The sequence below is a fragment of the Agrobacterium bohemicum genome, assembly GCF_001562555.1.
In the GTDB taxonomy this organism is placed as follows: Bacteria; Pseudomonadota; Alphaproteobacteria; order Rhizobiales; family Rhizobiaceae; genus Agrobacterium; species Agrobacterium bohemicum.
The window spans coordinates 41,134-54,648 of record NZ_KQ961039.1; the positions used below are offsets into that span (position 1 = coordinate 41,134).

The following is a 13,515-nucleotide window of genomic DNA, read 5'->3' on the forward strand; positions in this document are numbered from 1 at the left end:
CTTATAGCCCACGCACCGTGCAGGAAGCAGTGTAAAACCGGTTGAGTGACCGTCGCAGAAATCGGTTAAGAAGCTGTTAGCTATATTGAGCGCGGCACTCTACCGCATGGCTGCTTTCAGCAGGATTTGTTCAAGGCGTTGGTAATAATTGGACTGCTCAGCTGTACCTTTAAAACTGGCGATACCAGGAAAAATCTCGTCCCTGTTTTCCCACCACGCTGTCTGTCCAATGGACAAAGCTTTTGCCATGAGGTCCTTGAGGGCCTGTGGCTTGTCAGGGTCGTAAGCCCAGCCTGTTTGATGATCTCTGATGATTTCCGTTGATCCACCCCGCGTGGTGCCAATGACCGGAACGCCGTAAACAGGTGCTTCCACCAGAATGCGGCTCTGCGGCTCTTGCCATCGCGACGGTACGATAATCGCATCGGCCTCTCGATATACGTCTTCAGGTCGGACAAAACCTTTGAATTCAACAGGGGCGCCATTTGAAAGACGCTTCATCTTTACGACGTCGCGATCGCGACCGCGCCCTGCGATGATGAGTTTGGCATTTTTGCTGTGCGCAAGAGACACGAATGCCCGGATCAGGTCGCTTACACCTTTTTCTTCAGAGACCGCACCGAGATAGCCGAAGGTGAACACGGGCGCGGATGCCTTGCGTCTGCCAACCAAGGACCGATCGAAGATATTTTCGTTCGAATTGGTGTTATGCATCACATGCCAGTTGGCATCCTGCAAAACGCTGTTTTCCAAAAACCGTCGCCGCAGAGCATCGCTGACGGCAATCACCGTCATGCCTGCGCCACTCCTTTCACGCATGCGCTTGGTCAAGATCGAGCAGTCTAGACAAGGTTGCTCGCAATTATCGCCATTGCGGTACATACTGGTTTTGGGACAGAGCAGCCCATAATCTCGCAAATGCAGGCAGATCGGGATGTTTGCCGTGCGCGCAGCAATAAACAGGGCTGGCTGCATATAGGCAGAGTTCTGGGCATAGATAAGATCAAACTTTTCCTTCAAAAGAAATTGTGTGAGTTGTTCTGGACAGAGAGCGCCCATCGCCGTGCGCAAATGCCAGCTTGCACGGCGCAGAAATCCTGCGGAAGATTTACGGGGTAGCGGGAGATAACTGTTGTTCCAAGCAAGGCGCATGACGCGAATACCACCCCGCAGACGGGTTTCGCCCGGCGGTGCAACGGCGTCACCCTCTTTTCCCAATGCCAGCACGGTAACATCGTGGCGCTGGCCAAGCTCCATCGCACCCAGACGCGCGGAGATTTCAGCGCCGCCTTCCTCCTGTGGAGCGAATGTTTGCGATACGATGCAGATTTTCAAGTCCGCTTACCTTTATCCGCGAGACGGGCGGGGTCCTTACCTTCGTCCTACTTATGTCTCCACAACCATTTAAATATATTGAACACCACTCTATCGGAATTCGTAGTTCGTATAGGTGATATCAAAATAAAATGATTGCCGGAGACGCGCCGATAACGTTCTTAAGTTGCACGATGCTCAATATAATCAAGTCGAGTGAAGGCATTCGGTCTTTTTCATCGTGATATTCCGTCTTGATTAAGGAATTTGAGATTTAAGGTTTTTCGAAAGGGCAGGTCGTAACCGATCCAATGCCGTCAATGAGGTGGATCATGAAGATTCTGCACGTTTTCGAGACCATGCCTGGCGGGCCTGCGACCTATTTCAATGAGATAGTGCCAAGCCAGATCAGCGCTTTGGGTGCTGATAACGTCAGGGTCATCGTGCCTGACGCACATGTGGCTTTCCTCAAAAACACTCCGTCATCTTCAATCGCCACGTTTGTCAGACGCAAGCGACTGACATCGCTTCCGGCACTGGCCCGCGCCGTGTTGAACGAAGTGAAGGTCTTTAAGCCCGATCTCGTCCACGCACACTCTACTCTTGCCGGAGGGATCGTTCGCGTCATCAACGCAATGCCTGGCAAATTTCCACCTGTCGTCTATTGCCCACACGGGTGGGTGTTCGACATGGAAACGCTTGGTTATTTTCGTCACCCCGCTCGTTGGGCGGAGCGGATTTTGTCCCCGTTTGCCGACAAGATCGTGGCGATATCCGGTTACGAATATGAGCAAGGCCTGAAAGCGGGCATACCGGCAAAGCGGATGGTCGTCATAGAAAATGGCATATCGTCTCAGCTCCCGGCTGTTACGCCCACGGAGTGGGCCGACGCACGCACGAAAGTTCTGTTTGTCGGTCGGCTGGATTGGCAAAAGGGTGTCGATATCCTGTTGCGAGCGGCAGCGGAGTTGAAGGACGAGGCGGTGTTCCGCGTCATCGGTGCACATGTCACGACCAAGAATGATCTGACGGACGCTTTGCCGGCTAACGTTGAATTGCTGGGATGGAGATCTTCCGAAGATATCACTGGCCAAATGGCCGTGTGTGACGTTGTTGCAATGCCTTCGCGGTGGGAAGGTTTCGGCCTTGTCGCGCTGGAGGCGATGCGGTCGCGCAAGCCTGTCATCGCATCTGCTGTCGGCGGTCTGCAGTCGGTGGTGAGTGACGAAAAAACCGGACTCCTTTTTCCCCCTGGTGACCACAAGGCATTGGCTGCCGCGATTGCGTCTCGCAGTTCCGAGGACTGGGCGCAGATGGGGGCAGCCGGATATGTGCGTTTCGTGGAACGTTACAGAAGCGAGCGGACAGTTGAAGAGCTCATGCAGCTTTATCGCCGCGTGGTCGACGATTGGCCCGTTGAGAAACGCAGGATCGCATGACAAACTTTATCAATGGCCGTTTCCTCACTCAGAAAATCAGTGGTGTTCAACGTTTCGCGCGCGAGATCGTCAAGGCGCTGGACCGACACCTTGTCTCGACCCGTAGCACGGACGAATGGGTTCTGCTTGCACCTGAAAATACAGTGCTGAATCTCGAACTGTCTGCGATCAAACAGCGCCACGTTGGAAACCTGACCGGCCACCTGTGGGAACAGACGCAGCTGTTCAAAGCATCGCGTCGCGGCAAGTTGATCAATCTTTGCAATAGCGGACCTGTTTTGCATGGAGAAAGCCTGACTATCATTCACGATGCGATGATTTTTCGCACACCGGAGAATTTTTCGCGTTTCTATCGCGCAGTCCATGGCACGCTTGGACACCTGCTGGCACGACGGGGTCATATCGCGACCGTTTCGGAGTTTTCCAAACGCGAGTTGGTTGAGATGATCGGCGCTAAAAATGTCTCCGTCATCGCCAATAGTTGCGAACATATGGCATCCATCGTTCGTGATGAGACGGTTCTGCAACGTTTGAATCTGACGCCCAATGCTTACCTACTTTTTGTCGGATCGCCGACGCCGAACAAGAATATCATACGGGCTATCGAGGCAATCAGTCTGATGGCGGACAGCGCGCCGCACTTCGTGGTGGTGGGCGCCGCGGCATCGGCTGTTTTCAAGTCGCAGCAAGACCTTACTCCCGTATCCGATCGCGTTGTAGTGACCGGACGCCTGACCGACGAAGAGATTGTAGCACTTTACGCAAACGCCGCCGCACTGCTATTTCCAAGCCTGTATGAAGGGTTTGGTATTCCTCCTCTTGAAGCAATGTTTCTGGGTTGCCCAGTGCTGTCATCCAACATTGAACCTGCACGCGAAGTCTGTGGCGATGCCGCGCTGTATTTTGACCCGAATGACGCTCACGACATTTCCCGTTCCGTGGAATACCTTCGGGCCAATCCCGATCTCCGCTCCACGATGATAGAACGCGGCCATGCGCGCGCTGCCGAATTTTCGTGGGACAGGAGTGCCATCGCTCTGCTTCGTGCGGTGTCCCGTGTTTGATCCTATGTTTACCCTTGCTGGAATAAGTGGGATATCACTTGGGCCCGCGCTCTGTGGAATGATGACTGCGTGATGGAGAAAAAGCGAAACCGATGAAGATCTGTATCGTCGCTCAGACATTCGCGCCCCAGGAAGAGGGCGGAGCAGAGATTGTGGCACGCATGTGCGCGGTCGAGCTTTCGCGCTACCACGAGGTCATCATTCTCTCTCTAGGTCTTGAGGGCAACGACATCGCGCCTCCCGGTGAAATGGTGAATAGTGACGGAATCCGGGTGATCCGTGTCAATTGGCACAACAGTTATCTTCCTGGACCACGCAAACCGGCCGTCAGTAAGCTGGCAAAACTGGCATGGCATGTTCGTAGCGCGCTTGGCGCGACATCGATTGATGAAGTCAAGGAATTGCTCACGCGCGAGCGTGTGGACATTGTTTATGCGCATAATTCAGCAAGAATGCAGCCTGCGATATTTGAGGCGACCAGTGCACTTAATATTCCGCTCTGTCTGCATTTGCATGATTATGCCTTGCTGTGTCCCAAATCGAGCATGTTTCGCAGTTCCGGTAATTGTGAAAAACCGTGCCTCGAATGCCGCGTTCTGACCTCGCGCATTAAGTCCAGCAAAGGTGACGGCGTCACCGCGATTTCCGTCAGCGACGCGTTGCGTCAGCGTTTTCTGCGCAACGGCGTCCTTCCCAAAGCGGATTGGCATGTGCTTTTGAACGCCAACCGCAGTGAAACCCTTTTTCATGCTCCATTGGTGGGTCGGAAAACCAGTGCAAGCGAACACTTTACCTTCGGATATCTTGGGGCCCTTGCGGAAGAAAAAGGTATCGAAGATCTCATTCGTGCATTCTTAACATTGCCGCAGTCCGAAACGGTGACGCTTCTGGTCGCAGGGCGTGGGCGAGAAGACTATGAGCGACATCTGAAATCGCTTGCGGGCAATGCCCCCATCCGGTTTCTCGGCTTCGTGCCACCGGAAGAGGTCTATAAAGTCTCCGACGTGATCGTCCTGCCATCACGTTGGCACGAACCGCAAAGCCTGATCCTGATGGAGGCCGCGACCTATGGTGTCCCCGTTATAGGAACAGAGCGCGGCGGCACGCCTGAAATTCTGCGCGACCTGGGAACAGGCTGGTGTTATGATCCCGATCAGGAAAACGGCCTTGCCGACACTCTGAACCGAGCCATTTCGATAGGGCATGACCGTTGGTGGTCGGAGCGAGACATCCATTTCCCCGGTATCGACGGTTTTAGGGGGACGTCCGAGGCATCCGGCTATTATCAGAAGCTCAATGACATCCTGGTTGCAGCAACAGTTCTCAAAAGACCGGCCTGAAGCAAGGTACGCGTCTGAATAGCGAAAATGAAACCTTTGTTTCAAGTGCAAACTCAAGAATTGCTTAACGCCGGTAATGTATTTTACACACCTGTTGCTTGAGGCAGCTATCGTGGGGGCGAATATGAATGCTACTGTTAGTCTGCCTTTCGTAGCGGGAAAAACTAGGCAGATTGCTGCTGATTACCCCGTTACGTTCGCAGATACGGTGGGTCTTTTTCGACCAGCCGACGCGCTGGTCGATGCGTCTCAGCACAACGGTGCATCCGTTTTGACCGACACTGCGGTCCTGTTTGTTGGCTCATGGGGCTTTGAAGAACTGTGTGCGCGAAAATTCTGGCAAAGGCTTGCCGTCGCGTTGTCTCAACGCGGTATGGCCAGCATGCGTTTCGATTATCCAGGAACCGGCGATGCACTTGACCATCCCGATTATGCCGCAGGTCTCAATGTCTGGCTCGACACCACAAGCGCTGCGGTAACGACATTGAAGGAGTTGTCCGGCGCAGACCGCCTTCTGTTGATCGGGCACGGCATTGGCGGCGCGCTGGCATGGCGCGTAGCGGAGAATATGGAGGGAGTGTCAGGCCTTGCTTTGGCGGCACCTGCGCTTTCCGGTCGTCATTGGTTGCGCGAATTCGTCGCCCTCAGTCGAATTGCCAACCAGGGTGCAATATTAAACACCAGCGCCTCATCCGGTCCGACCATGGGTGAACAGGTCATTCCTGATGCGGTGACGGCAGGTTTGCGGACGCTCAACATCGCATCGGCAGTCAAAGCACCAGCGCCCAATATTCTTCTGCTCCAGCAGGAAAACCGCCCCGCCGACGCAGCATTCGCAGAGCACCTAGAGACACTTGGCGTCGATGTTCGGACTGTGCCTTTCGAAGGCTACGACCGTTTTATAAGCGATGTCATGTTTTCGGTGCCGCCCATGGGTGCGATTGCAACTCTCACCGAGTGGGCCAGCGGTCTTGCCAATACGGTGCCAGTCGCGTCACATCTTCAAGCCAGGGGAATGGTTCCGTCCCCGTCTGCGCTCGACGGAGATTATTTCCGGGAAACACCGGTCCGATTTGGTGAGCAAAGTCGTCTTTATGGTGTGTTGTGCGAACCGAAGGGTCAACGCAAGGGTGCCACTGTCTTGGTCCTCCCCACCGGCTATGAACGTGCCTCAGGCTGGGGTCGCATATCAGTCAAATTGTGTAGGGATCTGGCCCGTTCAGGCCACGCCAGCCTGCGCTTCGACATGGCCAATATCGCTGACAGCCCGCCGGTTCCAGATCAACGAGACCAGATTATTTATGGCGAGGGTCAATTGGCCGATATCGATGCCGCCATGGATTTTCTGGAGGAAAGACAACTTTTCCCGGTTGTTGTGACAGGGCGATGCAGCGGCGGTTGGGCGGCTTTCAAGAGCGGTGTGAAGGACAAACGTTTCAGTGGTGTCGTGCCCGTCAACGTGTTCGACTTTTACATTCCCAAAGATACCGATGTCGAAGCTTTGTTGGTGTCATCTCGGCAGCCACTGGCAAGTTACGGCGCGAAATTGTTTTGTGGCGGCTTTTGGCGCAGGGTTTTGCGCGGCGAGGTGCGTATCAGAAATGGCATCACTAATATGTGGGCGATGATCGCTGCAAAAGTCGTCTCTTTCACGACACCGATTATGGTGCGCTTTCCGTTTCTGTCCCCCAGGTTTCATGCACTTTCACAGGATTTCACGTCGATTGTCGCCAATGATACCCGGATGTCGATCGTTTTCACGGACGGTGATGTTGGGGCAGCCATGCTTGAGACCAATTTCGGTCCGCGTGGACGGTTGCTGACGAACCGCTATGGAAATCCACGCATCGTCTATATCGCAAACGCCGATCACAATCTGACAACGGCCGAAGCGCGTCACGCCTGGGCCGACGAAGTCAGGGCAATAGCGCTACAATTTCCTCCCTCACAATAGACGAGGCTCTTCCCGGCGATCCTGAGAGAGCGTTCGTCGGTAAGATAAAGGAAAGCCAGGACAAGTGGGAAATCCTCGTCCTGGCCTAGGAGATAGGTCGATTGCAGATTGAATCTCAGCAATGACCAACGCGAGCCGAAGCCAGGTTCACGATGTCGGCAGTTGAGAATTCCATTTCCATTTCGCTCTGCAAAGCGGATTGGAGCGCCTGTTTTGCAACGTCGATATACCAACTGGCTGACGGTGCACCGAGAGATTCGGCAACGCCTTCGGCATAGGTCAGCATGTTGATGAGGGTCAGAAAGTCTTCCTGGCGTTCATCGATCTGGGCGTCAGTTCTGAGTAATGTCATCGTAATCTCATCGTATCGGTTGCGATGGCTCGTTTTATGCCAAGACAGCCCGCTTTGCGCGTTGCAAAACCGTTGCACACGCAGTGCTTGATTTTTGGTGATGTAATTCACCTTTTGCGAAACTAAAGATACATTTTACGGAACAGGGCAGTTGCATTAAATTGCCAAACGTCAATATCGACTGGATGCTGATCTTGTCCCATTGCCTGAAGCAATGCCGTGGCATCCGTTTTTTTCTGATCCACCCAACACATTTCAAGAACGGGCTTGAGCGATTCGAGTTCAATACCAGCCGTGTTTGCGATGTTTCTCCAGTTTCTGCGCTTGAAAAAGAGTGCGCCTGCAGCATCCTTGAGTTTGGCGCATAAAGCTTCATTCAACAGGCCGAGATCGCATATCCTGGCGATTGTTGCTTGAGCATTCACCAGTGGGATACTTAATGGCGGGTATCCTAGCTCGGCAGGACCGTAGGTCAGTGCAACGTCGGCATCATCGACACGTGCGCCTGACATATAGTCCTCGAATATCGTGCCAACGCCAATCATGCCATAGGGGGCACATTCCGCGGCGCGCAATGCGCCCATGCTTGCCGCCCCAAGCACCGTGATTTTCTTCGACAGCGCGAAAAGCAATTCTTTATGCCAGACTGGTGCGGCCATTTCGAACTGACCGTCGATTAAGCCAATTTTGGTTGCACCATCCGCAATTGCTTGCATCACGTCCCCTTGGCAGGCCGGAGGGCGGATTTCGATATCTGTTGCAGCTATTTCATGAGCATTCGGCAAGCTTGGCCCAACGAACACGACTTTCATCACAGAACTTTCGAAAGAGCGCGGTTGCCAAGGCGTCTGTGTCTTTCTCCGTCAGGGTTTTCAAGCTGGGGGGCGAAGACTTTAACCACGCTCGCGGGCAACCAGTCGGGCGCAAGATCAACTGCGAAGATGTCCCGAATGCCGCGATTGCTCAATTGATCCAGCACCATTTGGAGAGATTGCTCTGCCGATGTCGCGCACAGGATGGGAAGATCGCTCAATCGCCGAGAGGCGAGCATGTCCATGGCAGTGAGTGTCGCCGGGTCTGCCCGCTGCGAAAAGATGTTCGGTAGCAGATCGTCTCTTGCGCCGCCAATGAATGTCATCCGTGACTGAGCAGCTTCGGTTATGGCCCTCATTGCCGCGGTTGCTGGCGAAGCCGATGCGCCGGCACCAAGAGTGATGTCGACATAGCGGGCCGTCGTTCTGTTCCTGGGGCCAAGCAACGCTACGATGCAGGGTATTTCCAAATCTGTCGTGATGTCGAACAGCACGATATCGAGACCCGCGCGCGCAATTTTGTCCAGAGTGTCCCGCAATGCTGGTTGCGCAATTGTCTTCGTGTCGATTGCGGATTTGTACCGCTTGGCGGCCGGTGTGACCTGCCAAAGCGTCAACGCATCCCGCTCCACCCGCTCCAGCAAACCATGCAGCAAAGCTTCATCACGTTTATTACCAGAGGCCAAACCGTCGGAGGATTGCCAATATCGAGGCGACATTATTGTCCGGTCGAGGTGTATAGCGTCAAATGGCACCCATATGTCATTGCCCGTCAGTACATGCCGTCCCCGTCCCCAAGGTATGTCTTCGTTCGGAGTGACCGGGTTTGTATGCGGTGAGAGCAGACTATCGAGGGTGTTTGATAAATTTCCGGACGTTTCCAAAGCACGCTGGCTGGTGACACGCAACTCGCAAGCCGGATCTGTGGCCACGGATCGCTCGATGGCTTCCATCGCCGCCGATGTTTTCGCCGCGTCGTCATCCATACCCTTGCCCTGGGCGATAACGATTGCTTTTGCATTCGGAGCAAACGCGCACCAGACGGGAATACCGATATCATCGAGATCCGTCTGTCGGGCCAGTCTGGTTATTCCTAGCCGTCGAAGAAAAGGCGAAACCCTGGAAAGAGTTTCGCCCGGAGAGCATGCGCGGTAATTATCGAGCTGCAAGATCAGTTGTTACCTTCATGAATGCTACCTGTTGCCAAGGTCTCTGCTGAGGTCGCTATGGCAATGTCGACGCCCTTGGTTATGGTAACGCCTGATGTACGCAACGATGCGGCCTTTGCCAGTTCCCTCGCAAGGGGTTCTTTCGCGGGAGTGATCGTACCTGATTGCAGGTCGGCCAGCAAAAGACCTTCTTTACCCTCACCCCCAAGAATAAATGCCTGTGTCATTATCTTCCCTGCCTAAAATCCGGCCTTTTTGAGGCCCTATCTATCCATCTTGGTCTGCCACTGCTCTTTATGAGGAATAACAGAAAACTGCACGAAGAGCTTTCGATGGGATAGATGCGGTCTACATTGTCGCACCGACAAATACGAGCGACCATGGTGCGATCGTCCCACCAGTCCTCGATATTGCGTGCTCCTGCGGTGTCCGGCGCTTTGTCCTGCTCAGCGCGTCGTCGTTGGAAGCTAGTGGGCCGATGATGGGGCAGATCCACGAATATCTTGCAGACCACGTGCCAGAGTGGACGGTTTTGCGTCCCATCTGGTTCTTGCAGAACTTTTCTCACCAGCAGCACCAGATCACCATCCGGCAAGAGAATACCATTTACTCGGCAACTGGACGGGGCCGGATTGGCTTTATTGAAGCAGCCGATATCGCCGAGCGGCTGTCAGCGCATTGCTCGAAGACCAATCCTGGAACCGGGATTTCATTCTGATAGGCCCCGAAACCTTGTCCTACGCGGACATTGCGTCCAAGCTGAGTGGCATTTTTGGCCGTAACTTCCGACATGTGAATCTCGACATCGATCAACTGGCCGAGCGATATCACGCTGATGGCCTGGATAAAGATTATGCGCAGACACTTGCCTCGATGGATAAATGGATAGAGGACGGGAACGAGGATCGCGTCACCGATGGTGTGCTCACGCTGAAGGTGGCGCGCTACTTTGGCGGTATCGATGCGAGGTTTGCAGATCCCGCCACCGTATTTTCACTAACGGGGTGTGTAAGCGGTTGCGTTATGCCGATGTGCCTGCACGACAAGATTCCAGTGATAGCCGATTTTGAGGTGCTAGAAAGGACCAATGTGTGGTTCAATTCGGGGCTGCTGGATCATTCAATCAGGATGCGGACGGCAGACTGGGTGGCCTTTGCGCGGCCTCGGCTGGACGCCATCGCTGAGCGGGCGCCGCTTCTTACCGACGCTTGAGATAATCTGGAATAAACGCCTGATTTTCGACCTTTCTGCATCGCAGACGCCGTTATGAAACAGGCAACTTTAACTAGCAACGCGTTGCATCGATAAACAATACCAATCGGATAAATATAGACCATGATAAATACAGAAAAAGCCAAAATATTTCGCGACCTTCACATTCAAGGCAATCCGGTTATTCTATATAATATTTGGGATGCCGGCAGTGCAAAAGCCGTGGCTGCGGCTGGTGCCAGTGCAATAGCAACTGGAAGTTGGTCTTTAGCAGCGTCCCAAGGGTATGAGGATGGGCAGAATTTGCCTCTTGATCTGGCACTTGATATCGTTGCGCGGATCGTCGCTAGCACTGACCTGCCGGTGACAGTAGATTTCGAGAGTGGTTATGCAGTCGATCCGCAGGACATAACTCGCAATGTGTCAAGCCTGTTGCAGACTGGCGCAATTGGATTAAATTTCGAAGATCAGGTTATTGGTGGTGAAGGGATTTATGATGTAGCGACACAGGCCGTGCGAATTACGGCCGCCCGACAGGCGGCGATCGACTCAGGTGTGCCTGCCGTCATCAACGCGCGTACCGACTTGTTCTTGCAGGAAAGTGATCCGGATAAACATGATGGGTTAGTCGATGATGCCATCAGCCGAGCCATTGCCTACAAAGAAGCTGGCGCCGATTGTTTTTTCATTCCCGGGCTGCCTGATGAAATCCTGATCGCTCGGATTTGTGCAGCTATTGCGCTTCCAGTCAATGTCATGGTTTTGGACACAAATGCCGACCTTTCAGGTTTCTCCAGGGCCGGTGTGGCAAGGGTCAGTTTTGGTCCTGCCCCCTATTTTGCCGCAATGAAATCTGTAGAACAATCAGCTAGCAAATACAAATAGTTAGATTTCCACCAAAATAGATGTGTCTAACTAATCAAGGCGGCTACTGCGCGCAACTGAGATAGGAAAAATCCTAAAAACTTATTAAGTGATGGTTGAAGTACATGTTTTTATCTGAGGCCTTTGAAACAAAATTCCTTGCAAGCCGAAAAAGTGAAATTATTGATGTCGCGCAAGATGTGCTAAAAGATTTTGGTATTGCACATGTTTGCTATTTCACTTCATTGCTGAACGGGAATAATCCAGATTTAGCAACTAACTATCCGAACGACTGGGTGGATCATTATACTAAAAATGGTTGTCATCGTATCGATCCGGTATTTGCGCAGACCTGGGAGGGACACAGGCCCATAAATTGGGAAGAAATTCCGAGGAAAACAAAGAAAATTTCCAATTTCTTTGGTGAATCCAAAGACTTCGGTATTGGTCAATCAGGAATGACAATTCCAATTCGTGACGGCTTCAATAATGCGTATTTCTCGATCTCAAGTGACATGAGTGCAGCTGACTGGAGCAAGGTTACGGCTGAGCATGATCTCGATATTCGCAACTTCACCTTTCTGTTTCACATTTATTGCATGCAATCCAAAAAAAATCAGCCGCCAAAACCCAATTTATCGGAACGCGAATTGCAGGTGCTCAGTTGGGCAGCGGAAGGGAAGTCAGCATGGGAGACATCGCAAATCCTTGAACTGTCGGAAAGGACAGTGGACAGTTATATCAAGAATTGTATGGTCAAAATGGAAGTCAATAACAAGACTCATGCCGTTGCACGCGCTGCACGTTTTAATTTGCTTGCTAGTGAAATTCGGCGCTCTGGACTGCAAGAGGGCAGGTGATGTTGTTTGCCATTCCAAGCCACGATACTCTCTATCAAGCACTGGTTGCACGCGATCAACGTTTCGACGGGCAAGCTTATGTTTGTGTATCAACAACCGGGGTCTTTTGCCGCATTACTTGTCCTGCGCGTAAGCCTAATGCCGTGAACTGCACGTTCTTTGGCACGATTCGGGAATGCATTGAGGCAGGTTTTCGTGCTTGTAAGCGCTGTCACCCACTAACCCCCGCGGCCACAGCCGACCCGTCGGTCAGCCAGTTGCTAGCTGCGTTAGACAATAATCCGCAAAAACGCTGGTCAGAACAGCATATCGCCAACATGGGTTATGATCTGTCGACCGTGCGCCGTGCATTCAAACGGCAATTCGGCATGACATTTCTTGAGATGGCGCGCCAAAGGCGGCTGCGAGAAGGTTTTGAGAGTCTTTCAGAAGGTGCTAAAGTCATTACCGCCCAGCATGACGCCAACTTTTCGTCCGCCAGTGCATTTCGCAGGGCGTTCGCCAAGCTATTGGGCTGCCCGCCTGCTACGTTGCACAAGAAAGGGCTCTTGTTGGCGAACTGGATTGCGACGCCATTAGGTGACATGATCGCGGTCAGTAGCGCTACGCATCTGCATTTGCTGGAGTTTGTTGATCGCAAAGCCCTTCCCATGGAACTGGCCAAGTTGCGTAAGGCCTGCAACGATGATCTAGGTCTGGGCAGCTATGATCCGACAGAACAGATTAGGGTAGAACTGCATGCATTCTTTGCCGGTGAAAAAGCGGTGTTCAACACGCCGTTAGCGCTTCAGGGCAGTTCTTTTACTAGAGAAGTTTGGCAAGAGCTACGCACAATTCCCGTAGGCCAAATTCGTAGCTATTCGGATATTGCAAAACGCATAGGTCACCCAACCGCCGTGAGGGCCGTAGCGCGCGCCAATGGGGCCAATCAGATCGCGCTAGTGATTCCTTGTCACCGGGTGGTCGGGGCCGATGGATCGTTGACCGGCTACGGCGGAGGGCTATGGCGCAAACAACGTTTGATCGAAATCGAACAACAGTTTGGAAACTAGCCCAATTAGGTGTTTGGTCCCAGCATGTCATGGCTTGGGGTTTGAGTGAAGATTTCAGGTTTTTTCTCACTCAGTTGCCGTAT

Annotated in this window: 14 protein-coding genes; 9 read left to right on the forward strand and 5 right to left on the reverse strand. The window is 52.9% G+C overall.

The genetic code is table 11. The features are described 5' to 3' along the window. Window positions 1–99 precede the first annotated feature (99 nt). Window positions 100–1,335, reverse strand: a complete 1,236-nt coding sequence (locus ATO67_RS21765) for a glycosyltransferase (RefSeq protein WP_067653920.1) — start codon at window positions 1,333–1,335, stop codon at window positions 100–102. Between the two features lie 311 nt (window positions 1,336–1,646). Here ATO67_RS21765 and ATO67_RS21770 point away from each other — a divergent pair, with 311 nt between their 5' ends. From ATO67_RS21770 to ATO67_RS21785, 4 genes are all read left to right on the forward strand, one after another. After that, complete coding sequence (locus ATO67_RS21770) at window positions 1,647–2,753, forward strand: glycosyltransferase family 4 protein (RefSeq protein WP_067653921.1); 1,107 nt, start codon at window positions 1,647–1,649, stop codon at window positions 2,751–2,753. Then, window positions 2,750–3,817 carry a glycosyltransferase family 4 protein gene (locus tag ATO67_RS21775; RefSeq protein ID WP_067653922.1) on the forward strand — a complete coding sequence of 356 codons (1,068 nt, stop codon included), beginning with the start codon at window positions 2,750–2,752 and terminating at the stop codon, window positions 3,815–3,817. The genes ATO67_RS21770 and ATO67_RS21775 overlap by 4 nt, the downstream gene beginning before the upstream one ends. A 92-nt stretch (window positions 3,818–3,909) precedes the next feature. Next, the gene (locus tag ATO67_RS21780) at window positions 3,910–5,157 is read left to right on the forward strand and encodes a glycosyltransferase (RefSeq protein ID WP_067653923.1); all 1,248 of its coding nucleotides are present in this window, start codon (window positions 3,910–3,912) and stop codon (window positions 5,155–5,157) included. A 124-nt stretch (window positions 5,158–5,281) separates the two neighbouring features. Further along, window positions 5,282–7,111, forward strand: a complete 1,830-nt coding sequence (locus ATO67_RS21785) for an alpha/beta fold hydrolase (RefSeq protein WP_158667392.1) — start codon at window positions 5,282–5,284, stop codon at window positions 7,109–7,111. 115 nt (window positions 7,112–7,226) lie between these two features. Here the strand turns inward: ATO67_RS21785 and ATO67_RS21790 are convergent, their stop codons facing one another. From ATO67_RS21790 to ATO67_RS21805, 4 genes are all read right to left on the reverse strand, one after another. Continuing rightward, window positions 7,227–7,463, reverse strand: a complete 237-nt coding sequence (locus ATO67_RS21790; protein ID WP_067653926.1) for a hypothetical protein — start codon at window positions 7,461–7,463, stop codon at window positions 7,227–7,229. Window positions 7,464–7,585: 122 nt separating this feature from the next. Then, window positions 7,586–8,275: a TfuA-like protein gene (locus tag ATO67_RS21795; protein WP_067653928.1), complete on the reverse strand. Its 690-nt coding sequence runs from the start codon at window positions 8,273–8,275 to the stop codon at window positions 7,586–7,588. Next, window positions 8,275–9,444, reverse strand: a complete 1,170-nt coding sequence (locus ATO67_RS21800) for a YcaO-like family protein (protein ID WP_067653930.1) — start codon at window positions 9,442–9,444, stop codon at window positions 8,275–8,277. The genes ATO67_RS21795 and ATO67_RS21800 overlap by 1 nt, the downstream gene beginning before the upstream one ends. A gap of 2 nt (window positions 9,445–9,446) precedes the next feature. Further along, entirely contained in the window at window positions 9,447–9,671 is a 225-nt protein-coding gene (locus ATO67_RS21805; protein ID WP_067653932.1) for a hypothetical protein, read from the reverse strand. Between the two features lie 251 nt (window positions 9,672–9,922). Here ATO67_RS21805 and ATO67_RS21810 point away from each other — a divergent pair, with 251 nt between their 5' ends. The 5 genes from ATO67_RS21810 to ATO67_RS21830 all read left to right on the forward strand — a co-directional run bounded on the left by ATO67_RS21810 (window position 9,923) and on the right by ATO67_RS21830 (window position 13,432). Further along, window positions 9,923–10,162: a Rossmann-fold NAD(P)-binding domain-containing protein gene (locus ATO67_RS21810; protein ID WP_067653934.1), complete on the forward strand. Its 240-nt coding sequence runs from the start codon at window positions 9,923–9,925 to the stop codon at window positions 10,160–10,162. Further along, window positions 10,123–10,656 (forward strand): YbaK/EbsC family protein, encoded by a 534-nt coding sequence (locus ATO67_RS21815; RefSeq protein ID WP_157940880.1) that lies wholly within the window; start codon window positions 10,123–10,125, stop codon window positions 10,654–10,656. Before ATO67_RS21810 ends, ATO67_RS21815 begins: the two co-directional genes overlap by 40 nt. A gap of 123 nt (window positions 10,657–10,779) precedes the next feature. Beyond that, entirely contained in the window at window positions 10,780–11,541 is a 762-nt protein-coding gene (locus ATO67_RS21820) for an isocitrate lyase/PEP mutase family protein (protein ID WP_067653938.1), read from the forward strand. 104 nt (window positions 11,542–11,645) lie between these two features. Then, window positions 11,646–12,380: a helix-turn-helix transcriptional regulator gene (locus ATO67_RS21825; protein ID WP_067653940.1), complete on the forward strand. Its 735-nt coding sequence runs from the start codon at window positions 11,646–11,648 to the stop codon at window positions 12,378–12,380. Next, window positions 12,380–13,432, forward strand: a complete 1,053-nt coding sequence (locus ATO67_RS21830; protein ID WP_067653942.1) for a bifunctional transcriptional activator/DNA repair enzyme AdaA — start codon at window positions 12,380–12,382, stop codon at window positions 13,430–13,432. Before ATO67_RS21825 ends, ATO67_RS21830 begins: the two co-directional genes overlap by 1 nt. Window positions 13,433–13,515 lie beyond the last annotated feature (83 nt).

Bases quoted from the DNA above. Each gene is read 5' to 3' on its own strand.
- ATO67_RS21770 (WP_067653921.1), top strand. From the start codon at position 1,647: ATGAAGATTCTGCACGTTTTCGAGACCATGCCTGGCGGGCCTGCGACC.
- ATO67_RS21775 (WP_067653922.1), top strand. From the start codon at position 2,750: ATGACAAACTTTATCAATGGCCGTTTCCTCACTCAGAAAATCAGTGGT.
- ATO67_RS21780 (WP_067653923.1), top strand. From the start codon at position 3,910: ATGAAGATCTGTATCGTCGCTCAGACATTCGCGCCCCAGGAAGAGGGC.
- ATO67_RS21785 (WP_158667392.1), top strand. From the start codon at position 5,282: ATGAATGCTACTGTTAGTCTGCCTTTCGTAGCGGGAAAAACTAGGCAG.
- ATO67_RS21790 (WP_067653926.1), bottom strand. From the start codon at position 7,463: ATGACATTACTCAGAACTGACGCCCAGATCGATGAACGCCAGGAAGAC.
- ATO67_RS21795 (WP_067653928.1), bottom strand. From the start codon at position 8,275: ATGAAAGTCGTGTTCGTTGGGCCAAGCTTGCCGAATGCTCATGAAATA.
- ATO67_RS21805 (WP_067653932.1), bottom strand. From the start codon at position 9,671: ATGACACAGGCATTTATTCTTGGGGGTGAGGGTAAAGAAGGTCTTTTG.
- ATO67_RS21810 (WP_067653934.1), top strand. From the start codon at position 9,923: ATGATGGGGCAGATCCACGAATATCTTGCAGACCACGTGCCAGAGTGG.
- ATO67_RS21820 (WP_067653938.1), top strand. From the start codon at position 10,780: ATGATAAATACAGAAAAAGCCAAAATATTTCGCGACCTTCACATTCAA.
- ATO67_RS21825 (WP_067653940.1), top strand. From the start codon at position 11,646: ATGTTTTTATCTGAGGCCTTTGAAACAAAATTCCTTGCAAGCCGAAAA.
- ATO67_RS21830 (WP_067653942.1), top strand. From the start codon at position 12,380: ATGTTGTTTGCCATTCCAAGCCACGATACTCTCTATCAAGCACTGGTT.